A 25,149-nucleotide genomic window follows, 5' to 3' on the forward strand; every position below is an offset into this window, starting at 1 on the left:
CCACCGACCACCCCATCGGCACCATGCTCCAGGCGTGGACCGACACGGCTGACGCCTACCTCGCCGAAGTGGTCCCCGGCCGTCGGGCGGAGGCGCAGGACTTGGGCGTCCACCTGTGGACCGCCCTGCACGGCCAGCTCGTCCTGTGGCACACCCTGCCGAGTTCCGCCGCCGGCAACGAGGCCATCCTGATCGAGCTGGAGGAGTCCTTGCTGCGACGCCTGCTCCCGGCACCGGAGGCTCCGAGCCCCGCGGAGTGACAGGCCAGAATGGCCCTCTGCTCCCGGAAGGTGGACGGTCAGACTCGGGTGACGGCTGCGGTTCGGAGGGCGTCGGGGGTGGTTCCGGTCCAGGTGCGGAAGGCGCGGTAGAAGGAGTTGGTGTCGTCGTAGCCGAGTAGGTAGGCGATTTCGGCGGTGCGCATGGTGCTGTTGCCGAGGTAGTGGCGGGCCAGGTTTTCGCGGGTGGTGGCGAGGATTTCCTGGAAGCTGGTTCCTTCGAGCTTCAGTTGTCGTTGCAGGGTGCGGTTGCTGACGGCGAGGTGACGGGTGACCGCGGTCATGGAGCTTCCGCCGGCGGGAAGTGTTTCGTGCAGCGCGGCCCGCACCCGCTCGGCGACACTGGCCGTCGCCTGCAGGTCGGACAGGCGTCGGCGGAGTTCCGGGGCGAAGAACCGCCAGAGTTGCTCGTTCTCGGTGAGGAACGGGCGGTTCGCGTCGGCGGGCGCGAAGGTGATCGCGTGCGTCTGTCCCTTGTGGACTTCTACGCCGAGGTAGTCGTCCAGGCCGGCGTGCTCGGCAGGGAGCCAGGGATCGGTGGCCCGGACCGGCCGGATGTCGTGGCGGGTCGCGATCCGGGCCAGAGCGACCCAGAACACCATCTCGGCGGCGGCCAGCAGGGGCGGCGGAGGGGTGTCCGGCGGCCACCGGAAGCTGATCGTCAAGCCTTCGTCGCCGTTGTCGAGCCGCAGGTGCAGGGGTCCGATGAGGGGCTTGTAGATCGCGATGCGCTCGGCTGCGGTCCGCAGATCGGGGCTGCACAGGGCGGCGAAGATCGGCGGGTGGAACATCTCGACCGAGATCGACCGGCCGATCGCGACAGCCAGGTCCGGATCGCCGCTCTCGGCCTCGAGCGCCTCCCACAGCCGGAAGTACTCCTCGAGGGGGAGGGCGACCGGGCCGCGGCCGAACAGGTCGGCAGGCAGCCGGGCGCGCCGGAGTACCCGGGTGGATGACACGCCGAGGTCCTTCAGCAGGGCTTTGATGCTGGGATCCAGGGTGAATCGTCCGGTGCTCACGACGGGGAGCGTAACGGCCGCCGGCATGCCTGTCACCAGCGGATGGCGCCATTCCCCTCGCCAAGCGCGCCATCGAAAGCTGGCGTCATACGCAAGTGAGTTGGCGCGCCACGCTAGTGCCAGGCCGAAGATCCCCTTCCAGCGTTCACAACGAAAGGTCACCACTTCCCACCGAAAGGATCACCACCATGACCACCAAGGTCGCACTCGTCACCGGGGCTTCGTCGGGGATCGGCGAGGCCACCGCGCTCAAGCTGCGCGAGGCCGGCTACACCGTCTACGGCGCGGCGCGGCGTGTGCAGCGCATGCAACACCTGACCGAGCAGGGGATCCACCTGCTGGCCATGGACGTCACCGACGACACTTCCATGCGGGAAGGCGTCGAGAAGCTCATCGCCGACACCGGCCGGCTCGACGTCCTCGTCAACAACGCCGGCTACGGTTCCTACGGCGCCGTCGAGGACGTCCCCCTGCAGGAGGCCAGGGAACAGTTCGAGGTCAACGTGTTCGGTGCGGCGCGCCTGACCCAGCTGGTCCTGCCGCACATGCGGGCGCAGCGCTCGGGAACCATCGTCAACATCACCTCGGTGGGTGGCCGCATGTGCACCTCACTGGGAGCCTGGTACCACGCCACGAAGTTCGCGCTGGAAGCGCTCAGCGACTGCCTGCGCATGGAGCTCAAGCCCTTCGGGATCGACGTCGTGGTGATCGAACCGGGCGGGGTCAAGTCCGAGTGGGGCGGCATCGCCGCGCAGAAGGCCCGCGCCGTCTCCGGCACCGGCCCGTACGCCCCGCAGGCCAACGCCGTGGCCGACTCGCTCAGTTCGGAGGCCAACGAACGCCGCCTGTCGTCGCCGGACTTGATAGCCAAGACCATCGTCAAGTCCGTCCGGGCACGCCGGCCCAAGACGCGTTACGCCGTCGGCTTCGGCGCCAAGCCCATGATCTTCCTGCACAACACGCTGCCCAACCGCACCTTCGACGCGTTCATGCGCCGCGCCACCGGCGTGCCCGCGAACTACGTGCCCGCGAACAACTGACGTGACGGTCGTGAAGACCGCGCTGGTCACCGGCGCGTCGTAGGGTGTCGGCGGAGCGGTCGCCACCAAGCTGGTCGCCCTCGGCTGCATCGTCTACGGCGCCGCCGAAACCGGCCGGCTCGACGTGCTGGTCAACAACGTCGGCCACGGCTTCTACGGTGCCGTCGAGGACGTGCACATGGACGAGGCGCGCCGCCGGATGGAGGTCAACGTCGTCGGCGCCGCCCGCCTCACCCAGCTGGTCCTGCCGCACCTGCGTGGCCGGCGGGGGACGATCATCGACCGCAGGATGACTGGCCGTCGACGTTCTGGGGCTGATCATCGGTGTCGTGGTGCTGGCCGCCTCCGCCCACGACAACGCCGCCGGCACCCGCCTGCTCGACCAGGCGGCCGAGCGGTGCTGGATGTGTCTGGAGAAGGCCCTGGTGGACCAGGGCTTCAAGGACGAGGTTCGGCTTCATCCCGCAACCCAAGAGGTGGATCCTGGAGCAGGTCAACGGCACATTGATGCTGCACCGCCGCCTGGCCCGCGAGGACGATCACCGCCCTGACACCTCCGCCTCGCGCGTCTACTGGGCTTCCATCGCCAACATGACCCGCCGCCTCACCACACCCGCCCCCGCCTGGCGAGACACCCTCGGGCTGGCCGCGCGGACATCAGCGAGCTCCTGGCAGACCTCCAGGACCAGCACGACAAACCACAGTCCGGGCCGGTGAACTACGCGACCAGATCGACCACTTGTCCGCCGCCCCGGCCGAGGCCGAAGGGCGACTCGCGGACCTGGCCACCACCCGGAAGATCACCGCCGAACGCGTCCCGCGCGGGACCGAGCCCGATCCGCCCGAGACGAACACCGCCTACCAGGCCATCGTGAACGCCTTCAATCAGCACCCCGGCCGGGCATTCCGAGCCCGCGAGCTGCACGGACTCCTCGGCATGCCCACCGACGAGGCGACCGTCAACGTCACCCGCAGCCGCCTCGGACGCCTCGTCCGACAAGGCTTCCTCACCCATCCCGGACGAGGCCGCTACCAGAAACGGACCTAACGTCCAGTCAAGCCTCGCAAGAGCACCGGCGTTTTTACTCTTGAGGGGCCGCTGTCGATGCCAGGCCTCGCCATGCGAGCGGCAGCAGTCCTGCCGCCAGGGCGGTCTTGAGCGCGTCGGTGATGAGGAAAGGGGTGACTCCCAGCGCGATGGCCTGCTGGGCGCCGAGGTGCAGGTCCATGGCCAGCCACACGGTCCCGGCCAGGTAGATGACCGCGTTGCCCAGCGTCATCAGACCCACGGTGCCCAGGATGCCTCGGTCGTTGCCGCGGCGGGCGAGTTCGCCGACGAGGACGGCGGCGAGGACGAACCCGACGACATAGCCGAAGCCGGGGCCGCCCAGGCCGTGGGTGTGATTGGCGAACCAGGGCACTCCGGCGGCACCGGCGGCGAGATAGAGCAGCATGGCCGCCGCCCCGCGAACGGTACCGAGCGCGGTGCCGACCAGCAGGACCGCGAGGGTCTGGAAGGTGAAGGGCACGGGGCTGAGCGGTGTGTGCAGGGAGACCTGGGCGCAGAGGCCGGTGAGGCCCGCGCCGCCGACGACGAGAAGCGTGTCCCGCAGGAGGGCGGATCCGGGGACCAGGTCGGCAAGGACTCCGGGATGGGCGCTCGGTCGCAGGGAGGCGGTCGTGGTGGTCATGTCGGTACGGGTCCGTTCTCGATGGGGTGGGAGTGCAGGGCGGGCAACAGGGTGGTCAGCCCGCCCACACCCTCGACGGTGAGATGCGGGCGCTGCTCCGTGGGCAGCGTGGCGAAGTGGTCCGCCGCGTGGATGCCGGTGGTTACGGCGATGCCGAGAGCGCCGGCACGCCGGGCCATGGCCATCTCCAGTTCAGGGTCGTCTCCGACGACGGCGAGGTGTTGCGGGGCCAGGCCCAGACGGCGCGCGGCGCAGCGCAGGCCGGTCAACGAGGGCTTTCCCATGACCTGTTCGGTGACACCCGTGACACTGCTGATCATGGCGCAGATGGCCCGGGACGTGCCCAGTGCCCGACCGTCGGCGCTGGCGAAGAACACCGACTGTGAGCTGCTGTAAAGGGTGGCGCCTCCGAAGACGGCGTGGCAGGCGGTTTCCAGGTCGTCCATCGTGAACTCGCGGTACCAGCCGACGAGCACGGCGTCGGCTTCCGGCTTCCCCGTGGGTTCGACGATCTCGATGCCGGCTTGGCGCAGCGGCTCCTTCAGGCCGTCGCCGCCGAGCACCAGCGCGCTGCGGTGTCCCATGGCCAGGAAGTGGTCGACGGCACTGGTCGCCGGAGTGAGCATGGCGTCGTCCGGCAGGTCGAACCCGATGCGGCGCAGCGTCTCGGCGTAGGCCGACGGAGTGCGGGTGGTGCCGTTGGTGAAGGTGACCCAGGGCAGGCCGCGGGCGGTGAGGGCGGCCGTGACTTCCAGGGCTCCAGGGAGGGGAGTGAGCCCGTGGTTGCGCCGGTCGCCCAGGACGAGCGTGCCGTCCATGTCGAAGACGACGCCGCGGACGGCCCGCAGACGGTTGGTCAGGTCGGCGGCCTCGTCAGGCTGGTCGGCGGTCACGGTGCAGCTCCAGTCGGAAGTCGGGCCGGTCCAGGACCAGTTCGGGGGTTGCCGGGCGTGTCCGCAGGCCTTGGAGCAGGTCGAGCACCGGTTTGACGTCGGGGTTGTAGTGCCGCCGAGCCGGACCGGCGGCCACCATGGCGTCCACCTGTTCTGCGGGCATGGTGGCCCGCAGGAGCAGTTCTTCGTCGCTGATGCCGCGCGGGAAGCGCCGGCGCAGTTCCGCGACGGTGGGCGGAGGTGGTTCGGCGGCGAGTTCCTTCGCCCGGGGCCGTCCCAGGATGCGGTCGGCGACCTGCGGGTCCACGGGGGCGGTGGGGCGGCCGAAGCTGCCCAGCACGTACCGGATCACCGGGTCGGAGACGTTCTCGTAGCGTTCGGTGCCGATCACGTTGTAGAGGGCCTGGGTGCACACCATCTGTGGGAAGGGGGTGACCATGATGGGGTGGCCGAGTTCGGCGCGGACGCGGGTCACCTCCTCGATGACCGCGTCGAAGCGGTCGCTGAAGCCCAATTCGTCGAGCTGCCGGTGCAGGGTGGTCATCACACCGCCGGCCACCTGGTGGCGCATGAACGCGGCGTCGTAGTCCCGGGGGCCGCCCACGGGCAGCCCCTCGGCCGCGGCCATGCCGTCGAAGTAGTCGGCGACCACGCTCAGTAGCCGGTCGTCGACGTCCACGGTGTGGCCGATTTCGCGCAGATTGGCCACGACCTGCTGGGCGTTGGGCAGGGACGTGCCGCCCGCGAGAGCCCCGCAGGCCACTTGGAGGGCCTGTACGCCCAGGTCGGCGGCCTTGAGGTAGGTCAGGCCCGGCAGACCGATCGTGCAGTGGGAGTGCAGCTCCAGCGGTGTGCCGACGAGCTTGCCCAGGACTGTCGGGATCAGCGTCGCGGCGCGTTCCGGAGTCAGCAGTCCGCCGGGGTCCTTGATGTAGACCCGGTCGATGTCCGGGCAGGCGGCCATCTGCGCCGCGAGCGAGGCGTAGTGGGCGTCGTCGTGGACGTCGCTGACGGTGAAGGTCAGTGCTCCGACGATCTCGGTGGCCCCAGCTGCTCGGATCATGCGGGCGGACTCGCGTACGGCGTCCATGTCGTGCATGGGGTCCAGGACGACGTAACGGGTGACCCCGTTCACCACCAGCCGGTCGTAGACCAGTTGCATGAACTCGGGATGGGCGACCTCCCAGGAGATGAAGCGCAGCCCGGTGCCGATGAACTGCAAGGGGGTGTTCGGCATGGCGCGGTGCGTCAGCCGTATCCGCTCCCACGGGTCCTCGCGGTGGGTGCGCACCGCCATGCCCATGTGGGTGCTGGAGGTGTAGTCGAGGGCGCGGAAGCCGACCCGGTCAAGGACTGGCGCGACCTGGAGGATCTTGCCGGTGTCGAGTCCGGTGGCGCCCCACAGGCTCTGGTTGCCGTCGCGCAGCGACACGTCGACGAGCTGGATGTCAGCCACGGCTGCTCCCTACTGGAAGGTCCCGCAGAAAGCGGGTGAACCAGGCGGTGTCCACGCCACCCTCGGCGAACTCGGCCTGTGCCAGCACCTCTTGGTGCAGCGGGATGTTGGTGCTGACCCCGACGACCGCACACCGGGCCAGGGCGGCGCGCAGCCGTGCCAGCGCGTCGGCACGGTCCCGGCCGTGGACGATCAGCTTCGCGAGCAGCGAGTCGTAGTACGGCGGTACGCTCGCACCCGCCTGGAGGTGCGTGTCGATCCGGATGCCGTCACCGAGCGGCCAGACCGCCTCGGTCACAGTGCCGGGGCTTGGCTGGAAGTCACGTGCCCAGTCCTCGGCGTTGATCCGACACTCGATGGCGTGTCCCGTGAAGCACACGTCCGCCTGTCCGAAGGAGAGCGATCGCCCCTCGGCGACGGCGAGTTGCTCCGCGACGAGATCCAGTCCGGTGATGGCCTCGGTGACCGGGTGCTCGACCTGGATGCGGGCGTTCATCTCCAGGAAGTAGAAGGTGCCCCGGTCGACGTCGACCAGGAACTCGACCGTGCCCAGGCCCCGGTACTCCAGATGCTTGCCGAGGGCCACCGCGGCACGGTGCATCTCCTCGCGCAGGGCCGGGTCGAGAGCGGGCGCGGGCGCCTCTTCGATCAGCTTCTGGTAGCGGCGCTGCACGGAGCAGTCGCGGGTGCCGAGGTGAACGACGTTCTCGCCGTCCGCGATGAGCTGGACCTCCACATGCCGCCCGGTGGCGACGAAGCGTTCGAGGTAGACGCGGGGGTCCCCGAAGGCGGCGCCCGCCTCGGCGACGGCCAGGTCGACGGTGGCGGACAGGTCCGCCGGATCGTGCACCTGCTTCATGCCCCGGCCGCCGCCACCGCCGACCGCCTTGATCAGCAGGGGGTAGCCGATCTCCGCGGCAAGCCGGGCCGCGTCGGCTGTGTCCTCCAGCGGCCCGCCGGGTACCACTGGCAGACCGGCCGCCACGGCATGCCGACGGGCCTCCAACTTGTCGCCCACTGAGGCGAGTTGTTCCACCGTGGGGCCGATGAACACGATGCCGGCCTCGGTGCAGGCCCTGGCCAGCCGCTGGTTCTCGGAGAGGAAGCCGTACCCGGGATGGATGGCGTCGGCGCCGGCGGTTTTCGCCGCCGTGAGGACGGCGTCCACGTCCAGGTAGCTGGCCGAGGGCGGGGCGGGGCCGAGGCGCACCACCCGGTCGGCCAGTCGGGCCGGTACGGAGTCGAGGTCGGCGTCGGAGGCGGCGAGCACCGCCTCGATGCCGAGCCGCCTGCACGTACGGATGATGCGCAGGGCGATTTCACCCCGGTTGGCGATCAGAACGCGTCGCAGGATCACGGCGCCACTCCTGTCGCCAGTGTGTCGATGAACATGAGCACGGCACCCTGCTCGGCGAACTCTCCGTCGCCCAAGACGATTTCGGCCACCGTGCCGGAGGCCTCCGCGTACACGGAGTTCATCAGTTTCATCGTCTCGACGATCCCGACGACCGTGGTCTCGGTGACCTCGTCCCCGATCTCGACGAAGGGGGCCGCGCCGGGTTTCGGCGCCCGGTAGAAGGCACCGGGCAAAGGTGTACGGACCCCGGTCAGACCCTCGCGGGCGGGCTCAGTCTGCTCGTCCGCAGCTGCCACGCCCTGGACCGCGGGTACTTCACGGCCATCGACCAGCACCGGTTCGGCTGTCGTGCGCGCGGACTGTGTCCACTCGCCGTCGCCGCCACGGCAAAGCGACAGTTCGAACCGACCCGTGCGCAGATAGAGGCGGTCGACCTCCATGCCGTCGATGATCCGCAGGATGTCCTGGACGTCCTCGCCGGTCAGGTTCACTTCGTACTCCCACCGGGGCCGGAGCCCGCGCCGCCGAGCAGCGACAGCACGTGGTCGAACGCCCTGGCCTTCGGCGAGGCCACCGGGGCCTTCTCCCTGCTCGCCCAGACGGTCTCGGGACGGCTTTGGAGCAGGTAGATGTTGTGGCCGGGGACGAGGTTGCGGGAGATCGCCCACTCGATGTCCTGCGGTGCCCCGTAGTGGGACTCGACCTGCCGGCCGAGCCGTACGAGTTCGTGGATCTCCTCGTCGGACAGGCAGGGTTCGTCCCGGAGGTATTCCGGTACGTCCTCCTCCAGCACACCGGAGCCGCTGGGGTCCATCCGGTGCTGTCGCAGCTTCGCCGAGACGGTACGGGAGCAGATGTCCCCGGTCACCTTGCCGACCACGTACTTGTCGGGTGTCACGTCACCGCTGACGAGAGCGGACCCCAGGCCCCAGGACGCTTCCAGGGCGACGACCGAGCGGTCCCCGGTGAGCGGGCTGCGGGTGAACATGACACCGGCGCAGCGCGGGTCGATCATGCGCTGGACGACGACGGCCATGGCGAGGTCGTGCTCCGGCAGGCCGAGGCGACGCCGGTAGCTGACCGACTCGACGCTGTAGAGGCTGGCCCAGCAGCGGCGGACGTTCTCGACGAGGGAGTCCTCGCCGCGCACCCACAGGTAGGTGTCCTGCAGACCGGCGAAGCTGGCGTCCTCCGCGTCCTCGCTGGTGGCGCTGGAACGTACGGCGACGGGGGCGGGCTCACCCGGGGTGTCGGACTCGCTGTCCAGGCCGCGGTAGTGGCCGCGGATCGCCGACGCCACCTCTTCGGGCAGTTCGGCCGCCTCGATGCGCTCCCTGACGGGTGTGACCACGCGGGTGATCGCCTCGGTGTCCTCGGAGTCCAGCGCCTCGATGGCGGTGCGGATCTCGCCGTCCGGGTCGAGGACGCCGAGGAAGGCCTCGAAGGCCGTGGTGGTGACGACGTAGCCGGGCGGTACGGGGGCGCCGGCGAAGGTGAGTTCGCCGAGGCTCGCGCCCTTGCCGCCGACCGTGGGCCGGTCCGTCAGCCGCAGTTCCGCGAACCGGCGGACATGGGATGAGGTGTTCATTGTCGTGCTCCCCACGCTCAGTCGAGGATGGTGACGATGCCGCGGTCGCCGTCCACGCGCAGCCGCTGGCCGGTGGTGATCCGCTTGGTGGCGTGGCCGGTGCCAACGACGGCGGGCAGCCCGTACTCACGGGCCACGATCGCCGCGTGCGACATGGTGCCGCCGATGTCCGAGACGGCGGCCGCGATCTTGCCGAAGACCGGGCCCCAGCTGGGCGCGGTCACCGGACAGACCAGCACCTCGCCCTCCCGTACCTGGCCGATGTCGTTGGCGCTCAGCAGCACCCGGGCGGTGCCCTCGACGACGCCCGGCGAGGCGGCGAAACCGCGTACCTCGTGATCGCCGTCCGCGGTCGGTGTGGACCAGGCCCGGATGGTCTCGGCGGTGATGCCCCACAGCATGCGCACCGCCGGGTCGTTGAGCGCCTCGGGGACCGGTCCCAGCGCGGGCGGCGGGGACCAGCCCGCGAGGGCGTCCAGCATCCGCTTGCGCTCAGCGACTGTCTCGCGCACGTGCGCCGAGCCCACCGGCTTGCTCCCGGCCGCCCAGGCGAGCATCACGTCCGTCAGAGCCTGGCCGACCTCGGTGTGGTTCAGCTGGAAGACGTCCTCGGCGTCGGCCAGGACACCCTGATCGCGCAGCAGCTCGCCGAACTCGCGGACCTTGGCGAAGAACTTCGTGGTGAAGTAGTGCTCGCAGTAGAAGTTGTGGTCCTCCACGAAGGGGAACACCACCCGGGCCAGGCCCAGCATCTGGTCGAAGGCGGCCTGCTCCTCCTCGCCGGCCAGCAGGGAGCGGTACTCCTGGGCGATGCGCTCGCGCTCGGCCGTGAGCTGTTCGGTGGGGCGGTCGAGCGGCTCGCCCCTCCTGGCCTGGTCGACATAGCCGGGCAGCGCCGCGAACGGCACCGTGAGGTCGTCGTTCCAGCTGCGGTGGTGATGGTAGAAACCGGCACCGGTCGACATGTTGAACCACGGCTCGCGCGCGGCGTCCATCGCCTCCAGCCAGCGGCGGCCGCCGTCCCCGCGGGCGGCGAGCGCGGCCAGCACCTTGTCGGGCTCGCAGCCCTCGACGAAGAGATCGTCGACGCCGTACTCGACCGCCAGCTTCGCCAGCTTCTTCAGCTCGTCGTCCGGGCGGTAGAGGATGACGTCGATCCCGGCGACCATGCGGGCCACGTCCTGGTCGGGGATCTCCGGGAACGACGTCTTGCAGAACTCGAAGAACACGACGTAGGCGCCGTAGCCGAGCATCAGGAACTCGGAGTGGTGGTGCCACATCTTGGAGTACAGGTCGATCAGCCGGTGGTAGTTCTCCCGGACGTAGTGGTTCTGGGCCACGCCCTTGGCCTGGAACACGACCTCCGGGTCCTCGAACTCGGGCAGCCGGGGCACCTCGATCCGCTGCACCTCGTCGATCAGCGCGGTGATGCGGGCGACCCAGCCCTGGTAGAGCTCGTCCCAGTTCTCGTAGTAGTACCCCGCCCGCTCACTGAACTCCGCGAGCCTGCGCTGAATCTCCTCGGGGTCGGTGACCGGGTTGGCGGTGATGTAGACCCGGCCGTTGACGATGCGGTGCTCGATGCCGAGCGTGGTGGGGAAGACGAACATGCGCGCGGTGTTCGCGCCGAGAGCGGTGTAGGGCGCCTCGGCAGTGATGGCGTCGAACGCGGGCATCGGCTCGGGGAAGTGCATCGCGTTGTAGAACCAGAACCGCTGGTCGTCCCCCGGCTGGAACCGGGTGTAGTACGGGTACATCGACGCCCAGCCTTCGGCACCCGCGACGTCGGTCAGCTCCGAGGGCAGTGGGAAGCGGGGGGCGGGTCTGGCATCGTTCACGGGGCTCTCCAGGGTGTGCGGCTCAGGCGGTAGGGAGCGGGGATCCGAGGGTGGTGCGGCTCAGACGGTGGCGGTGGCCAGGGGGTAGTCGCGCTGGGTACGGGCGTAGCGGGCAAGTGCGTCGAGCGCGCGCGGGTCGGCGACCGTGCTGCGGTCGGCCGCCTGTTCGACGGGGGTGCCGAGCAGGATGCGGCGCGCCGGCACCTCGAGCTTCTTGCCGGTCAGGGTGGTCGGGACGGCCGGGACCTGGATGATGCGGTCCGGTACGTGGCGGGGGCTGTACTCGCGGCGGAGTCGGTCCCGGATCGTCTGCTGGAGGCCGGCGTCGAGGGTGACGCCGTCGGTCAGGGCGACGAACAGCGGCATGAAGAACTTCTCGTCCGGCAGGTCGAGGCTGACCACCAGAGCTCCCGTGACCTGGTCGAGGGCTTCGACGACCCGGTAGATCTCCGCGGTGCCGATGCGCACGCCCTGCCGGTTGAGGGTGGCGTCGGCGCGGCCGAGTACGAAGCAGCCGCCGCGAGCGTTGACCTTGAAGAAGTCGCCGTGTCGCCAGGCGCCCGGGAAGTCCTCGAAGTACGTACGGCGGTACCGTTCGTCCCCGTCCGGGCCCCAGAATGTGACCGGCATGGACGGCAGCGGCTCCGTGATCACCAGCTCGCCGACCTCGTCCACGACCTGGCGGCCGTGCTCGTCGTAGGCGTACGCGGCGACCCCCAGCGAGCGTGCCTGCATCTCGCCGGCGTACACGGGAAGGGTGGGCACTCCGCCGACGAATCCGGTGCAGCAGTCGGTGCCGCCGCTGCCGGTGGCGATCCACAGGTCCGCCTTGACGTTGCCGTAGAACCAGGCGGTGCACTGGGGTGACACCGGTGAGCCGGCGGGCATGACCGTGCGCAGGGCGGACAGGTCGTAGCGTTCGCCGGGGACGATGCCGGCCTTGGTCATGAGGTCGACGTAGGCGGGGCTGGCGCCGAAGAAGGTGGTCCGGGTGTCCTGCGCGATCCGCCACAGAACGTCCGGCTCCGGGTGGGCGGGGTTGCCGTCGTAGAGCACTGGGCAGGCGCCGACCAGCAGGGAGCTGATCAGGAAGTTCCACATCATCCAGCCGGTAGTGGTGAAGAACAGCGGCCGGTCGCCCTCGCGCAGGTCCATGTGGAAGGTCTGCAGCTTCAGCTGTTCGAGCAGGATGCCGCCGTGCCCGTGGATGATCGCCTTGGGCAGTCCCGTCGTACCGGAGGAGAAGAGCACCCACAGCGGGTGGTCGAAGGGGACGGGCTCGAAGTCGAAGTCTTCGGCGGGAACGGGCGGGTGGTCGAGGACCTCGTCCCAGCGCAGGCCGCCGACGGCCAGCGGCTCGTCGTACCCGTCGTCGAGGACGGGAAGGTGGATCACGTGCTCCAGGCCGGGAAGCGCGTCGGCGATGCGGCGCACCTCGTCCCGGCGGTCGAAGGTCTTTCCGCCGTAGCGGTAGCCGTCGACGCAGAACAGGACCTTCGGCCTGAGCTGGCCGAACCGGTCGATGACGCCTCGCGACCCGAAGTCGGGGGAAGCGCTCGCCCATACGGCCCCGATGGCCGTCGTCGCGAGCATCGCGATCGCGGCCTGAGGCACGTTCGGCAGATATCCGCAGACCCGGTCGCCGGGGCGTACGCCGAACGCCCGCAACCGGGTCGCCAGGACGCGCACCCGGCCCGCGAAGTCCTCCCACGGAAGACCGACGGGAGCGGCGCTCTCGGAGCCGAACACCACGGCGTCGGTGCCCGACCGTTCGTTTCGCAGGACGTGCTCGGCGTAGTTCAGCCGCGCCCCGGGAAACCACCGCGCCCCCGGCATGCCCCGGCCGTCGAGCACCGAGGAGTACGGGGCCGTCGACCGAATGCCGAAGTAGTCCCACAGGGCGCCCCAGAATCCCTCCAGGTCGGTGACGGACCAGTTCCACAGCTCGTCGTATCCGTCGAACCGCAGCCCCCGTTCCCGGGACAGCCAGTCCGCGAACCGCGTGACATTGGCCTCCGCGACCCGCCGCGGGCCGGGCGTCCACAGCAGCTCGCCTTCGGCCACCACGGCGGCCCCGCCGGCTGCGCCGTGTGCCCGACCAGTGGCAGGGAAGCCCCCTGCTGTCTCGACGGTCATGTCGCCTCCTCGCGTCATTGGAGGAACGGTCTCCGACGAGCCGGGACGCGAGCAACAGTTCCCTGCTAGCTTTTCACCTGGTGAAATCCACTCTCCGTCTTCGCAGGTGAGGGTCGTCTCATGCGGCAGTACCAGGTGAAAACGATCACCTCTCTCGAGCGGGGCCTACAGGTGCTGAAGGCCCTGGAGGAGATGCGTGCCGCCAGCCTGCACGACCTGCACCAGGTCACCGGCATCCCCAAAGCCACCCTGATCCGCATCCTCCACACCTGCAACCAGGAGGGCCTGGTCTGGCAGCGGCTCGCCGACGGGGCGTTCGTCGCGAGCCTCAGACCCCAGAGGGCCCCGTACAACGACGTCGAGTGGCTCGGCGAGCTGGCGTCGTCGGTCCTGGAGGAGCTGTGCGAGCGCGTGATGTGGCCGTCCGTGCTGACCGTGCCCCGGCTGGACTACATGGAGACGATCGACACCAACAGTCCCAAGGCGTACTTCGACGAGGTGGTCCCCGTCGCGCCCATCGGTTTCCGTTCGCACATGCTGCTCGGCGCTTCGGGCCGCGCCTACATCGCCTTCTGCGCCGAGCGGGAGCGGGAGGCGGTCCTGCGCCGCCTGCGCGAGCACGATGCTCCGGGCAACGCATACGCCCACGACCCGGGCTGGCTGCGGCGTCTGCTGGCGACCACCCGGTCCCGGGGATACAGCGTGCGCGCACCGGAGTACGACTTCGACGGTCGCAACTCGATCGCCGTACCGATCCGCCTGCACGGGGAGGTCCTGGGATGCGTCAACGTGACCTGGCGCAAGACGGTCATGTCCGCGCAGGAAGTGGCACGGCGCCACCTGGACGACCTGCGGGCCGCGGTGCACCGGATCGAAGAGCGGGCTTCGGCGGCCGTCCCGCAACGACACGGGCCCGGCGGCGACGAGATCTGAAGACGAGGGAAAAAGACCATACACCGTCTTCCAGTCTCCAGCAGCCACCGGAAAGGCTATGCGCCAGGCCCCTGTGGAGCAGCCGAGTGGTCCCTGCGGTACTCACGCGGGCTGACGCAGTGGCGGCTCTTGAAGGCGCGGGCGAAGTGTGAGGCGTCCTTGAAGCCGACCGCGTAGGCGATGTCCGTGACACTCCGGCCCGTCTGGACCGGGTCGGCGAGCAGCCTGGCGGCGATGTCGATCCGCTGCTGCGCCCCGAACAGCAGCAGCACCCTGTCACGGGCGCAGTCGTCCCCGATCTCGCCGCAGGTCCGCGCCCGCTCGACCGAGCGTCGTATCAGATCCTCGTGCCGCTCGCTGACCTCGGCGCTCCAGAAACACGGGCCTGGTGATCGCCGTGGTGGTGCTCGCCGCGTCCGTGCACGACAACTCCGCAGACATGCCCTGCTGGACAAGGTCCCCGCCGGCACCGACACCATGCAGAAGTGCGGTGTAGGAGTCGCCCAGGGTCACGTACGGTCCTTGCGCCGTGACCGGGGCGTCGTAGCCGTCGGCATGCCCGGTGAGGCCGACCGCCGTGGCCAGTACGGAGAGCGAGGAGGACTCCGGTCAGCGTCGTCCGTATGTACGTCGTCATCGAGTGTCCGTTCGTCGAGGTGCCCTGCTCATCGAGGGCGAGCAGGCCGGTTCGGTGATGAGCGGGTACGGGGGCGAGCGGAGAGAGGGGAGGGCGGAGGGTGTAGTTGCGGTCTGAACCCGCCGGTCACCAGGAGCGATCTGACGATGTAGTTGGTCAGGTTGCGGAGCCTGAGGGCGGATCCGCGGAGGTGTTCGAGGCGTCCGTTGATCGCCTCGGTCGGTCCGTTGGATGTGCCGGGGCGGTCGAGGTAGTACCGGCGCGCAGGCGGATGATGTCCTGGACCGGTGGCAGTCCGTAGAAGGCCCGGTATTCGCGGCTGAACTGGGTCGCGCTGGCGTATCCCACGGTGTGGGCGACCTGGGCTGCGGTGGCGTCGCCGGCCAGCAGTTGGCGCCTGGCCGCCGAGCACCAGAATCCGGAAGAACAGGGGCCGCTCGCCGCCAGATCGTTGAGGACAGCGTTGACCGTAGGCCAACAAAGGTCGGCTGTATCGAAGTCCGCACTGCGTGGCTGGCTTCTCGGCGAGGGGGCCGGGTTGCAACAGGTCCGAAGCCAGAGGAAGCAGTCCGCGTGGGTTGCGCGCACACAGCGCCCGAACCCGGAGGGATCGGCCCCATGAGGCCGAGCACCTTATATTTGGGCCCGAACAATTCTGATGTCTCACGCCTCCGCAGGCGGCCCGAAGGAGCGTGCCCGTGCCCGGCCAACGATCCATCACCGAAGCCGAGAAGCTCGCAGAGGCCAAGCTCGGCGGTCGCGTCCGGCATGACCAGATGGCCGTCGTCGCCAACATCTATCGCGCCGCCTCAGCGGTGCGGCAGCACCTGGAGAACTCCGTGCTGCGCGGCGTCGACCTGACCTGGACCGCCTTTGTGGTGCTCTGGGTCGTCTGGATCTGGGGTGAGTCGGAGACGCGGCACGTGGCCGAAGAGGCCGGGATTTCCAAGGGCACGCTCACAGGGGTTGCCGGGACACTGGAAAGACGAGGGCTCGTGCGGCGAGCAAACCATCCCACCGACGGCAGGCTGGTGCTCCTGAGCCTGACCGACGACGGCGAGAAGCTGATGCAGCGCGTCTTTCCGGCGTTCAATGAGGAGGAGGCCTTCGTCACCGGGCAGCTCGGCGAGGCGGACTGCCGGACCGTCGCCGCCGGACTGCGCCGGGTGGTGCTGCAGGTGGAGGAGAAGGGCGAGGAACGCCGCCAGGATCTGTTGGGCGGTGCCGCCCCCGCGCCACGCCGTAGCGGCCGCCGCAAGGCTTGAGCCGCGACCGGCCCGGACGAGAGGCCCGGACGAGGACGCCGCATCGCTACAGCTCGAATTGCCCGCCGACGAAGGTCGCCAGCAGCTTGGCCGGCGACAGCGGCACCTCGGTCCAGATGGTCTTGCCTCTCGACGTGTACCGGGTTCCCCAGCTCCGGGTCAGCTGTGCGACCAGGAACAGACCTCGGCCGCCCTCGTCCTCCATCGCGGCCCGCCGCAGGTGGGGCGAGGTGTGGCCGCCGTCGGAGACCTCGACGATGAGGCCACGTTCCCGAATGAGCCGTAGACACACCGGAGCGCCGCCATAGCGGATCGCGTTGGTGACCAGCTCGCTGACGACGAGCTCGACGACGAACGACGCCTCTTCGTCGACTCCCCACGCGGCGAGCTGATCGCGGGACAGCGACCGTGCTCTTGCCACTTCTCCGGCGTCGGGGGCCATGTCCCACGTCGCCACCAGACTCTCGGCCAGGGCGTGGACGCGGAGCAGCAGCAGTGCTGCGTCGTCCTCGGGGGCTTGGGGCAGGAGTCTGGTGATGACCCTGTCGCATGTCTTGTCCAGTCGGCCGTCCGCGGGCCTGGCGAGTGCGGTGCAGAGAGAGCGGACTCCTGCGTCGATGTCCGTCTGACGGTTTTCGACGAGTCCGTCGGTGTAGAGAGCGAGCGTGGCGCCTTCCGGCAGCTCGATGTCGGCGCATTCGAACGGCAGGCCGCCCAGGCCGAGGGGCGGTCCGGCGGGAAGGTCCACCAGCTCGGCGTGTCCGTCGGGGGTGACCAGCACGGGTGGCAGATGGCCCGCACGCGCCATGACGCAGTGCCGGGAGACCGGATCGTAGATCGCGTACAGGCAGGTGACGCCCAGTGCCTGGTCCTCGGCCTCGGCGGGCCCGGAAGGCGGTGCGCCGGTTCGCGCCACCAAGTCGTCGAGGCGGGCGAGCAGTTCGTCCGGCGCGAGGTCGAGCGCCGCGAGCGCCGCGACGGTGGTGCGCATCCGCCCCATGGTGGCGGCCGCGCCCGTGCCGTGTCCGGCGACATCCCCCACCACCAGCCCGACGCGTGCCCCGGAGAGGGGAATGACGTCGTACCAGTCCCCTCCGACGCCGGCGGGCCCGGCCGCGGGCAGATAGCGGTGAGCGACCTCCACGCCCGGCTGCTGGGGCAGGGTGCGAGGGAGAAGATCACGCTGGAGCGTGAGCGCGGTCGCGTGTTCTCGGGTGTAACGGCGGGCGTTGTCCAGGCAGACCGCGGTGCGGGAGACGAGCTCTTCGGCGAGCTGAATCTCCTCCTGTTCGAAGGGGTCGGCGTCTCGGGAGCGTGCGAAGGCCACCACGCCCAGGGTGGCGCCACGGGCCTTGAGCGGAAGGGCGAGCACACGGGCGGCCGCGTCGGTGGCCGGCGTGTTCTCGGCCAGGCACCGCAGGCGGACGGTGTCCAGTTCGTCGTACGCGGTGTCCTTGGCCGCGGCGTGATCGGTGCGGTGAGTCACCCGGCACAGGGTGGGACGAGTGTCGAAGTGTTGTGGTTCCTGCCCGCTCAGGACGGCTTCGAAGACATCCACGGTGACGGCATCGGCGAACTCGGGAACCGCGAGTTCCGCCAGCTCTCCGGCCGTGCGCCGGATGTCCAGGGTTCTTCCGATACTGCCGCTCGCCCGGCTGAGCAGGGCGAGACGCTGGCGTGCCACATAGCGGTCGGTGATGTCGAGGGCCGCCTCACAGACTCCGATCGGACGGCCTTCCCCGTCCTGGAGTCGGAAGTAGGAACACGACCAGACGCGTGCGCGATGGGGGTCCAGGGGGGTGGTGCTGCGGTAACGGACGTCGACCACGGGTGCGCCGGTGCGGGCCACGCGCTGGACGATCTCCTCGACGCTCGTCGTGACCGTCCCGTCGGCCTCCGCCAGCACCTCGCCCTGCGGCAGGATGTCCTTCACGAACCTGTCAGCAGCGTCCTCCAGTGGGATTCCGAACTGCTTCTCGATCGCAGAGTTGATCCAGTGCACCCGGGCGTCCGTGTCGTAGACCACCAGCTGAACGGGCGCTTCCCGGTCGAGTCCGTCAAGCAGGGCCCGGCGGACGGTCTCCCGGTGCGCCAGCTCGGCATCCATGGCAGTCAGCAGCCACCCGGTCGCGTCCGCCCCCAGGGCGAGCGGGGTGAGGGACAGGGACACGGACACCGGGCGGCCGTCACCGCGGCGGACCGGCCGAGGGCCGAGCGACCACGCCGCACCACCACCAGCGGCTGAGACGCCGGCTCCCGTCTCGGCATCGGCCAGGACGGCGTCGGCGGACCGGCCGAGGACTTCTTCGGACACCAGTCCGAACAGTTCCTCGGCTTCCCGGCTCCAGCCGGTGAACCGCAGGTGCTGGTCCAGTACCGCGGTCGCGCCGACGGGCGCAGGTATGGTCAAGGGCGTCGTACCGTGCGGCCGGACCTGCTGGTCGCGCCCTTTGAACATGCTCGTCATCGCCGCTCCTGGGGTTGGTGCAGGAGAGCTTCGGCTCATTCAATGTACGCCGGTCGCCCTTGGTGACGCCTGCGCGCGGTGAGCCGCGAGGAGCCGGCGCAAGGCGTCGATGCTCTCCTCGGTGCGGTCCGGTGCGCCGGACGTGACCTGGTGGAACACCAGGCCGTCCAGGGCCGCGAACACGATCTCCGTCATCTCCTGCGACACGTCGAAGCAGGCCAGCGCCTCGCGCACGGCATCGCGGTACGCGTCGTAGAGCAGGTCGACGTGGTGGCGCAGCTCCGGCCGCCGGCTGGCTTCGAGCTTCAGCTCGTACTGGAAGGCCTGGACGTCGGGGTCGGCCGCGATGAACTCGGCCAGGGTCGCGGCGAAGTCCTCCAGCCTTCCGCTGGCGGGCACCAGCGACGACGTCTCGATGCTGCGTGTGACACACCACCGCAGCGCCTCTTCGAGCAGCGTGTCGCGCGAACCGAAGTGGTGGGCGACCAGTCCGTGCGTGACACCGGCTTCGGCGGCGACAGCACGGTAGGTCAGTTTCCGCAGGCCGCCCCGGCCCACCACCCTCACGGCCGCGGCCAGGAGCGCCCCTCGCCCTTCGCCGTAACCGGGCCGGGCCTCCTGGCCGGTCTCACCGTCCGCCTCCGCCTCGGCAGTCACTCGCCCTCCCTCTGTCTGCTCTTCCCCCTCGACCCAATCTATCCTATTGACAAGTTATCCAGATGGATAGATTCTCGCTGCAGCGCACGTCTTCTCCTCTCTCCACTGGAGTCCCCATGGCCATCCCCGAAGGACTGACCACCACCCCGTTCGCTCCCCGCTACGCGGACCGAGTCGAGGAGTGGATCGACATCTACGGCAACGCCGTACCGCTGGCCATCAGCGACCCGGCCGAGGAGTACCTGGCCATCCGGACCGCCGTCGGGGCCTCGGAGTACTCGATGCTCTACAAGTGGCATGTCGAGGGTGAGGCTGCGGTCGCCGCCGTCGACGCCGTCTTCTCGCGCAGCGTCAAGGGTCTGGGCGCCGGACGCATCGCCTACGGGGTCGTGGTCGACGCCGACGGGATGATGCTCGACGACGTGACCGTGGCCGTCCTCGCGCCCGACCACGTGGTCGTCACCGGCGGCAACCCGGCCACCATGCAGTCGCTGGCCGCGCACGCCCCCGCCGGGACCACGGTCACCGAACGCCGCGACGAGTCCGCCGTGCTCACCCTGCAGGGCCCGCGCAGCCGGGACGTCCTCCAGCGCCTCACCCACGTCGACGTCTCCAACGCCGCGTTCCCCTACTACACCTTCCTGCGCGACGCCCTCATCGCGGGCATACCCGCCCAGGTGAGCCGTCTGGGCTTCACCGCCGAGCTCGGCTACGAGATCCAGGTCCCGCGGGAGCAGGCGCTCGCGTTGTGGGACGCGGTCTTCGAAGCGGGTGCGGACCTCGGGATCAGGGCCTTCGGCGCCATCGCCCTGCTGACCTGCCGCACCGAAGCCGGAATGATCATGGGGGAGCTGGAGTACGACCACACCGTCACCCCGTTCGAGTGCCGGATGGGCTGGGCGCTGGACTTCGACAAGGGCCCCTTCCAGGGCCGTGACGCGCTCCTGGCCAAGAAGGACAGCGCCACCGGGCGTGTCGTCAGCGTCGTCGTGGACGCCGCGCCGGAGGCCGCCGAGGGCGCCCGGCTGGAACTGGACGGCCGGGACATCGGCTACGTGACCATGGCGCTGCCCTCCCCCGCCCTCGACGGCGCCACCCTCGGCCTGGCCCGGGTCCACCGCGACGCCGTGAAGTCCGGCACCGCGCTCACCTCCGTCGCCGCCGACGGCTCCAAGGCCGACGCCACCGTCCGGCCCACCCCCGTGTACGACCCCGAGCGCGCCCGCGTGCGGGCCTGACCCGACGGAGATCCCTACAGTGCAACGCTACGTTCTCACGCTCCGCTGCCCCGACCAGCCGGGCATCGTCCACGCGCTCGCCGCGGGCGTCGCGGAGGCCCATGGCAACATTCTGGAGAGCGCCCAGTTCTCCGATCCCGGCACCGGTATCTTCACCATCCGTGTGAGCCTGGAGACGTCCGAGGCCGACACCGAGAAGCTGCGGGACGAGCTCACGCTGCGGCTGGCCCGCTTCGACCCCGTCCTGACCGTCCGGCCCGAGGAGCAGCGCCGCCGGGTGCTGCTGATGGTGTCGAAGTTCGACCACTGCCTGGTCGACCTGCTCTACCGCTGGGACCTGGGTGAACTGCCCGTCGACATCCCGCTGATCGTCTCCAACCACCCCGACCTGGAACCGGTCGTGAAGCGGTACGGCATCCCCTTCGTCCACCTTCCCGTCACCCGCGACACCAAGCCCGAGGCGGAGGCCGAACTGCTGCGCCTGGTGGCCGAGCACCAGGTCGACTTCGTGGTGCTCGCCCGCTACATGCAGGTCCTCTCCGACAACCTGTGCCGCAAGCTGTCCGGGAGGGTCATCAACATCCACCACTCCTTCCTGCCGGGCTTCAAGGGCGCCAAGCCCTACCACCAGGCCCACGACCGGGGCGTCAAACTCATCGGCGCCACCGCCCACTTCGTCACCGCCGACCTCGACGAGGGCCCGATCATCGAGCAGGACGTCGTCCGCGTCGGTCATCGCCACACCGCGCCCGAACTGGTCGCGATCGGCCGGGACGTCGAGCGGATCGTGCTGGCCCGGGCGGTCCGGCTGCACGCGGAGGACCGCGTCGTCCTCACCGGCTCCCGCACCGTCGTCTTCGCCTGACGACCGCATCGAGAGGCTCGTACGACATGACCACCGCCACGCTGCTCGACGGGAAGGCCGCGGCAGCCGAGACCAAACGTGAACTCGCCGAGCGGGTGGACGTGCTCAAGCGCCGGGGCGTCGCTCCCGGCCTGGGCACCATCCTCGTCGGCGACGACCCCGCCAGCCACTCCTACGTCGGCGGCAAGCACCGCGACTGCGCCCAGGTCGGCATCGCCTCGATCCGGGTGGAGCTGCCCGCCACCGCGACCCAGGCCGATGTCGAGGCCGCCGTGCTGGGGCTCAACGCCGACCCGGCCTGCACCGGTTTCATCGTCCAGCTGCCGCTGCCGGCCCACATCGACACCCACGCCGTGCTGGAGCTCATCGACCCCGCCAAGGACGCCGACGGGCTTCACCCCGCCAACCTGGGCCGGCTCGTACTGGGCATGCCCGGACCGCTGCCCTGCACCCCGCGCGGCATCATCGACCTGCTGCGCCGCAACCAGGTGCCCATCACCGGACAGCAGTTCTGCGTCATCGGCTGCGGGCTCACCGTGGGCCGCCCGCTCGGCCTGATGCTGACCCGCAGCACCGAGCACGCCACGGTGACCCTGTGCCACGAGGCCACCCAGGACATCGCCGCCCATGCTCGCGTCGCCGACGTGGTCGTGGCCGCGGCCGGTGTGGCCCACCTGGTCAGGCCCGACTGGGTCAAGCCGGGCGCCACCGTCCTGTCCGTGGGCATCACCCGGACCGTCGAAGGCATCCTCGGAGACGTCCACCCGGACGTCGACCAGGTCGCCGGCTCCCTCGCCCCGCCCGTCGGCGGAGTAGGACCCATGACCCGCGCCATGCTGCTGACCAACATCGTCGAGGCGGCGGAGCGCGGCTGAGAAGGCACGGGGCCGCGCCGCGCGGACGACGCGGCCCCGTCCTCAGGGATCCACACCGCCGTACGCCACCACGGAGAGGACGGCACCATGCCTCCACGGAAGTTCCCGGCGACCCCATTGGCGCGGCGCGGCGAGGGCCCTCGCGGGCATGCCTTCATCGCCCACGCGCCGCCGGGCCGGCCTCAGCAACTGGCAGTCATGGAGTGGGAGCTGCGCGGCGAGTCCTGGACCGACGAGCATCCCCACGACGAGCTCAACTACGTCCTCCAGGGCCACCTGTTCGTGCGGTGCGACGGGGAGACGACGGACGTGCGCACCGGGGATCTCGTCCTGGTCCCGGCGGGCGCGGTCGGCACGTACTGGGCTCCCAAGTACGCGCGGATGCTCGCGGTCTACGGCCCCGACCCCCAGGGACGCCCGAGCCGCATCCACGGCTACGAGCGAATCCTCCCCCGGCCCGACACCCCGGGCCCGTCCTGACCGCACGCGACCGAGGGCATCGCGCACACCGGGCCGGTCAATGTACGCGCGCACAAGAGCGGACACCCACCTTGTGCACCGGCCCACATACGGGACGTGACTTTCCAGCCACATTGGTGATGTCACCCACTTCCCGACCCACTCGCTCCACAGGGAGTTCGATCGATATGACCGGACCCGTCTCCGCACCCCTCGACCCCGCCGGCCTCAACCCCGCGCTCGAAGAGCATCTCTCCGAGGCCCGGACCCTGCCGGTCGAGGCCTACCTCTCACCCGATGTCCTCACATGGGAACGCAAGCACCTGTTCGAGGCCGCCTGGGTCTGCGTGGGCCGCAGTGACCAGATCGCGCAGCCAGGTGACCAGAAGGCGATTCGCGTGGGCACACAGGGAATCCTGCTGACGCGTGACCAGGACGGCCAGGCGCACGCCTTCCACAACACCTGCCGACATCGCGGGCACGAGCTTCTGGCGGAAGGCGCATGCGCCAACCGCCGTGCCGTCAGCTGCCCCTACCACGCCTGGGTGTACGGCCTCGACGGCGAACTGCGCTCGGCCACCCGGTTCATGGACTCGCAGAACTTCGACACCAAGGCATGGCCACTGCTGCCCCTAGGGATCACCGAATGGTTCGGCTGGCTGTTCGTGAACGCCTCCGGTGACGCACCCGACTTCCAGCAGTGGGTCGGCAACCTCACCGAAGTGGCCGCACCGTGGCTCAACGGCACACTGGTGACGGGCGCGACGCACACCTACACCCGGGAGACCAACTGGAAGCTGGTCCTGGAGAACTACCTCGAGTGCTATCACTGCCCGTCCATCCACCCCGAACTGTGCCGTGTCTCGCCCCCGGAGACGGCCCGCGGCTACGCGCACACCGGCATGTGGATCGGGGGGCCGATGGAACTGCGCGACGAGGCCCAGACGATGTCCCTGGACGGCCGCAGCGGCGGTGAGCGCATCCCGGGGCTCACGGATGAACAGGCCCGTCGCGTCACCTACTTCTCCCTGGCCCCCAACCTGCTGATCACCCTGCAGCCGGACTACGTCATGACGCACCGGCTGACACCCCTGTCCCCGGGCCGCACCGTGGTGGAGTGCTCCTGGCTGTTCCCCGAGCACGTCGCGGCCCGGCCGGACTTCGACCCGTCGTTCGCGTCCGACTTCTGGGACATCACCAACGAGCAGGATCTGGCGGCGTGCGAGTCGGTGTACCGGGGCATGCAGTCGGAGGGCTTCCGTCCCGGCCCGTTCGACGAACGGGAGGACGCCGTCCGGGCGTTCCAGGCCCAGGTCGCGGAGGCTTACCTGACCGGCCGCTGGGGCAAGGCGAAGGTCAACACGATGGGCACCGGCGACCTCGCCGACGCGGGAGCGAGCACATGACCTCCGCCGCCCCACAGGACGTCGGCAGACTGGCCGTGCGCGTCAGCGCCATCGGCGACCAGGCCGACCGGGTCCGCTCGTTCAGGCTGGAGCCCGCCGACGGAAGCGCCCTGCCACCGTGGGAGCCGGGCGCGCACATCGACGTGCACCTCCCCACAGGGCTGGTACGCCAGTACTCGCTGTGCGGGGACCCGGCCGAACGCGACGCGTACGTCATCGCCGTTCTCCGCACGCCCGACAGCCGCGGCGGCTCTCGGTACCTGCACGACACACTGGGGGGCGGGGACACGCTGACCATCGGCGCCCCGCGCAACAACTTCCCCTTCCAGGCGCGGGGACGCAGGCTCCTGTTCATCGCTGGCGGCATCGGGATCACACCGATCCTGCCGATGGTCCGGCAGGCCGAACGAGAGGGTGAGTCCTGGTCCCTGTTCTACGGCGGCCGCAGCGCCGACTCCATGGCCTACGCCCGGGATCTCGCCCGCTTCGGCGACCGCGTGCGGATCGTCCCCGAGGACAGTGCGGGCCGACTGGATCTGGACGAGATACTGGGGCGCCCGCGCACCGACACCGAGGTCTACTGCTGCGGCCCCGAAGGCATGCTGAAGGCCGTACGCGAGCGGTGCGACCGCTGGCTCCCGGGCCACCACCACGAAGAGCGCTTCACCGCCTCGCGGAGCGCCCAGGGCGCTGAGACCGCCCATACGTTCCGGGTAGTGGCGCGCCGCACCGGTGTCGAGGTCACCGTCCGTTCCGACGAATCGATCGCGGACGCGTTGACCGCGGCGGGCGTGCCGGTCATGACCTCGTGCCGCGAGGGCCTGTGCGGTACGTGCCAGACCACGGTGATCGACGGCGTCCCGGACCACCGCGACGACATACTCGGCCAGGCCGAACGGGCATCCGGCACGACGATGGTGCTGTGCGTGTCCCGCTGTCGGGGCGACCGCCTGGTGCTGGACATCTGAAGAGGGCCTTTTGGCCGCTCTCCCCCTCATCACGAGCACCGGCCGCCCCCACCGCCCCGGGCCCGTCCATCCGCAAGGAGCAG

At 69.9% G+C, this 25,149-nt stretch carries 22 protein-coding genes and 5 pseudogenes; 13 read left to right on the forward strand and 14 right to left on the reverse strand.

Annotated elements, in window-relative coordinates; genetic code table 11:
• Positions 1–260 (forward strand): annotated as a pseudogene (locus AOK23_RS21240) (TetR/AcrR family transcriptional regulator); the annotation flags it as partial.
• A gap of 38 nt (positions 261–298) precedes the next feature.
• Here AOK23_RS21240 and AOK23_RS21245 read toward each other — a convergent pair.
• Positions 299–1,297 carry an AraC family transcriptional regulator gene (locus tag AOK23_RS21245; protein WP_206336252.1) on the reverse strand — a complete coding sequence of 333 codons (999 nt, stop codon included), beginning with the start codon at positions 1,295–1,297 and terminating at the stop codon, positions 299–301.
• A gap of 188 nt (positions 1,298–1,485) precedes the next feature.
• Between AOK23_RS21245 and AOK23_RS21250 the strand changes: the two genes are divergently transcribed.
• The 4 genes and pseudogenes from AOK23_RS21250 (at position 1,486) to AOK23_RS21255 (ending at position 3,385) form a co-directional block, all read left to right on the forward strand.
• The gene (locus AOK23_RS21250; protein WP_055714277.1) at positions 1,486–2,337 is read left to right on the forward strand and encodes an oxidoreductase; all 852 of its coding nucleotides are present in this window, start codon (positions 1,486–1,488) and stop codon (positions 2,335–2,337) included.
• A gap of 88 nt (positions 2,338–2,425) precedes the next feature.
• A pseudogene (locus AOK23_RS50030) lies at positions 2,426–2,605 on the forward strand (SDR family NAD(P)-dependent oxidoreductase); the annotation flags it as partial.
• A 25-nt stretch (positions 2,606–2,630) separates the two neighbouring features.
• Positions 2,631–2,988 (forward strand): annotated as a pseudogene (locus AOK23_RS50035) (transposase family protein); the annotation flags it as partial.
• Between the two features lie 88 nt (positions 2,989–3,076).
• Positions 3,077–3,385 carry a hypothetical protein gene (locus AOK23_RS21255; protein ID WP_240496483.1) on the forward strand — a complete coding sequence of 103 codons (309 nt, stop codon included), beginning with the start codon at positions 3,077–3,079 and terminating at the stop codon, positions 3,383–3,385.
• Between the two features lie 34 nt (positions 3,386–3,419).
• Here the strand turns inward: AOK23_RS21255 and AOK23_RS21260 are convergent, their stop codons facing one another.
• The 8 genes from AOK23_RS21260 to AOK23_RS21295 are packed head-to-tail and all read right to left on the reverse strand — an operon-like array spanning position 3,420 to position 13,296.
• A complete protein-coding gene (locus tag AOK23_RS21260; protein ID WP_055714279.1) occupies positions 3,420–4,028 on the reverse strand; it encodes a biotin transporter BioY in 609 nt (202 codons plus the stop codon).
• Complete coding sequence (locus AOK23_RS21265; RefSeq protein ID WP_055714280.1) at positions 4,025–4,921, reverse strand: HAD-IIA family hydrolase; 897 nt, start codon at positions 4,919–4,921, stop codon at positions 4,025–4,027. Before AOK23_RS21265 ends, AOK23_RS21260 begins: the two co-directional genes overlap by 4 nt.
• Positions 4,902–6,377 (reverse strand): biotin carboxyl carrier protein, encoded by a 1,476-nt coding sequence (locus tag AOK23_RS21270; protein ID WP_055714281.1) that lies wholly within the window; start codon positions 6,375–6,377, stop codon positions 4,902–4,904. Before AOK23_RS21270 ends, AOK23_RS21265 begins: the two co-directional genes overlap by 20 nt.
• On the reverse strand, positions 6,370–7,734 hold the full coding sequence (locus AOK23_RS21275; protein ID WP_055714282.1) for an acetyl-CoA carboxylase biotin carboxylase subunit: 1,365 nt from the start codon (positions 7,732–7,734) through the stop codon (positions 6,370–6,372). The genes AOK23_RS21270 and AOK23_RS21275 overlap by 8 nt, the downstream gene beginning before the upstream one ends.
• Positions 7,731–8,225 (reverse strand): acetyl-CoA carboxylase biotin carboxyl carrier protein, encoded by a 495-nt coding sequence (locus AOK23_RS21280; RefSeq protein ID WP_055714283.1) that lies wholly within the window; start codon positions 8,223–8,225, stop codon positions 7,731–7,733. Before AOK23_RS21280 ends, AOK23_RS21275 begins: the two co-directional genes overlap by 4 nt.
• Positions 8,222–9,322 (reverse strand): PEP/pyruvate-binding domain-containing protein, encoded by a 1,101-nt coding sequence (locus AOK23_RS21285; protein ID WP_055714284.1) that lies wholly within the window; start codon positions 9,320–9,322, stop codon positions 8,222–8,224. The genes AOK23_RS21280 and AOK23_RS21285 overlap by 4 nt, the downstream gene beginning before the upstream one ends.
• 17 nt (positions 9,323–9,339) lie before the next feature.
• On the reverse strand, positions 9,340–11,160 hold the full coding sequence (locus AOK23_RS21290; RefSeq protein ID WP_055714285.1) for a PEP-utilizing enzyme: 1,821 nt from the start codon (positions 11,158–11,160) through the stop codon (positions 9,340–9,342).
• A gap of 60 nt (positions 11,161–11,220) precedes the next feature.
• A complete protein-coding gene (locus tag AOK23_RS21295) occupies positions 11,221–13,296 on the reverse strand; it encodes an acetoacetate--CoA ligase (protein ID WP_079049597.1) in 2,076 nt (691 codons plus the stop codon).
• Positions 13,297–13,416: 120 nt separating this feature from the next.
• Here AOK23_RS21295 and AOK23_RS21300 point away from each other — a divergent pair, with 120 nt between their 5' ends.
• Positions 13,417–14,229 carry an IclR family transcriptional regulator domain-containing protein gene (locus AOK23_RS21300; RefSeq protein WP_055714287.1) on the forward strand — a complete coding sequence of 271 codons (813 nt, stop codon included), beginning with the start codon at positions 13,417–13,419 and terminating at the stop codon, positions 14,227–14,229.
• Positions 14,230–14,285: 56 nt separating this feature from the next.
• Here AOK23_RS21300 and AOK23_RS47960 read toward each other — a convergent pair whose 3' ends face one another.
• The 3 genes and pseudogenes from AOK23_RS47960 to AOK23_RS51945 form a co-directional block, all read right to left on the reverse strand.
• Entirely contained in the window at positions 14,286–14,501 is a 216-nt protein-coding gene (locus tag AOK23_RS47960; RefSeq protein WP_055714288.1) for a helix-turn-helix domain-containing protein, read from the reverse strand.
• Positions 14,502–14,963: 462 nt separating this feature from the next.
• Positions 14,964–15,119, reverse strand: a pseudogene (locus tag AOK23_RS50040) (transposase); the annotation flags it as partial.
• Between the two features lie 41 nt (positions 15,120–15,160).
• Positions 15,161–15,454 (reverse strand): annotated as a pseudogene (locus tag AOK23_RS51945) (helix-turn-helix domain-containing protein); the annotation flags it as partial.
• 110 nt (positions 15,455–15,564) lie between these two features.
• On the opposite strand from AOK23_RS51945, the gene AOK23_RS21310 reads away from it, so the two are divergent.
• Positions 15,565–16,131, forward strand: coding sequence for a MarR family winged helix-turn-helix transcriptional regulator (locus tag AOK23_RS21310; protein ID WP_055714289.1), 567 nt, complete (start codon positions 15,565–15,567; stop codon positions 16,129–16,131).
• A gap of 46 nt (positions 16,132–16,177) precedes the next feature.
• Here the strand turns inward: AOK23_RS21310 and AOK23_RS21315 are convergent, their stop codons facing one another.
• On the reverse strand, positions 16,178–18,598 hold the full coding sequence (locus tag AOK23_RS21315) for a SpoIIE family protein phosphatase (RefSeq protein WP_055714290.1): 2,421 nt from the start codon (positions 18,596–18,598) through the stop codon (positions 16,178–16,180).
• A gap of 39 nt (positions 18,599–18,637) precedes the next feature.
• The gene (locus AOK23_RS21320) at positions 18,638–19,255 is read right to left on the reverse strand and encodes a TetR/AcrR family transcriptional regulator (protein ID WP_055714291.1); all 618 of its coding nucleotides are present in this window, start codon (positions 19,253–19,255) and stop codon (positions 18,638–18,640) included.
• Between the two features lie 116 nt (positions 19,256–19,371).
• On the opposite strand from AOK23_RS21320, the gene AOK23_RS21325 reads away from it, so the two are divergent.
• From AOK23_RS21325 to AOK23_RS21350, 6 genes are all read left to right on the forward strand, one after another.
• The gene (locus AOK23_RS21325; protein WP_055714292.1) at positions 19,372–20,493 is read left to right on the forward strand and encodes an aminomethyl transferase family protein; all 1,122 of its coding nucleotides are present in this window, start codon (positions 19,372–19,374) and stop codon (positions 20,491–20,493) included.
• A 19-nt stretch (positions 20,494–20,512) separates the two neighbouring features.
• Positions 20,513–21,358: a formyltetrahydrofolate deformylase gene (purU, locus tag AOK23_RS21330; protein ID WP_055714293.1), complete on the forward strand. Its 846-nt coding sequence runs from the start codon at positions 20,513–20,515 to the stop codon at positions 21,356–21,358.
• A 26-nt stretch (positions 21,359–21,384) separates the two neighbouring features.
• Entirely contained in the window at positions 21,385–22,233 is an 849-nt protein-coding gene (locus tag AOK23_RS21335) for a bifunctional methylenetetrahydrofolate dehydrogenase/methenyltetrahydrofolate cyclohydrolase (RefSeq protein WP_055714294.1), read from the forward strand.
• Positions 22,234–22,320: 87 nt separating this feature from the next.
• Positions 22,321–22,713, forward strand: a complete 393-nt coding sequence (locus tag AOK23_RS21340; RefSeq protein WP_055714295.1) for a cupin domain-containing protein — start codon at positions 22,321–22,323, stop codon at positions 22,711–22,713.
• Between the two features lie 167 nt (positions 22,714–22,880).
• Positions 22,881–24,098, forward strand: a complete 1,218-nt coding sequence (locus AOK23_RS21345; RefSeq protein ID WP_055714296.1) for an aromatic ring-hydroxylating oxygenase subunit alpha — start codon at positions 22,881–22,883, stop codon at positions 24,096–24,098.
• Positions 24,095–25,066 carry a PDR/VanB family oxidoreductase gene (locus tag AOK23_RS21350; protein WP_079049601.1) on the forward strand — a complete coding sequence of 324 codons (972 nt, stop codon included), beginning with the start codon at positions 24,095–24,097 and terminating at the stop codon, positions 25,064–25,066. The genes AOK23_RS21345 and AOK23_RS21350 overlap by 4 nt, the downstream gene beginning before the upstream one ends.
• The last annotated feature ends 83 nt before the right edge of the window (positions 25,067–25,149 follow it).

It is taken from the genome of Streptomyces torulosus, from assembly GCF_001419765.1.
GTDB classification, from domain to species: domain Bacteria; phylum Actinomycetota; class Actinomycetes; order Streptomycetales; family Streptomycetaceae; genus Streptomyces; species Streptomyces torulosus.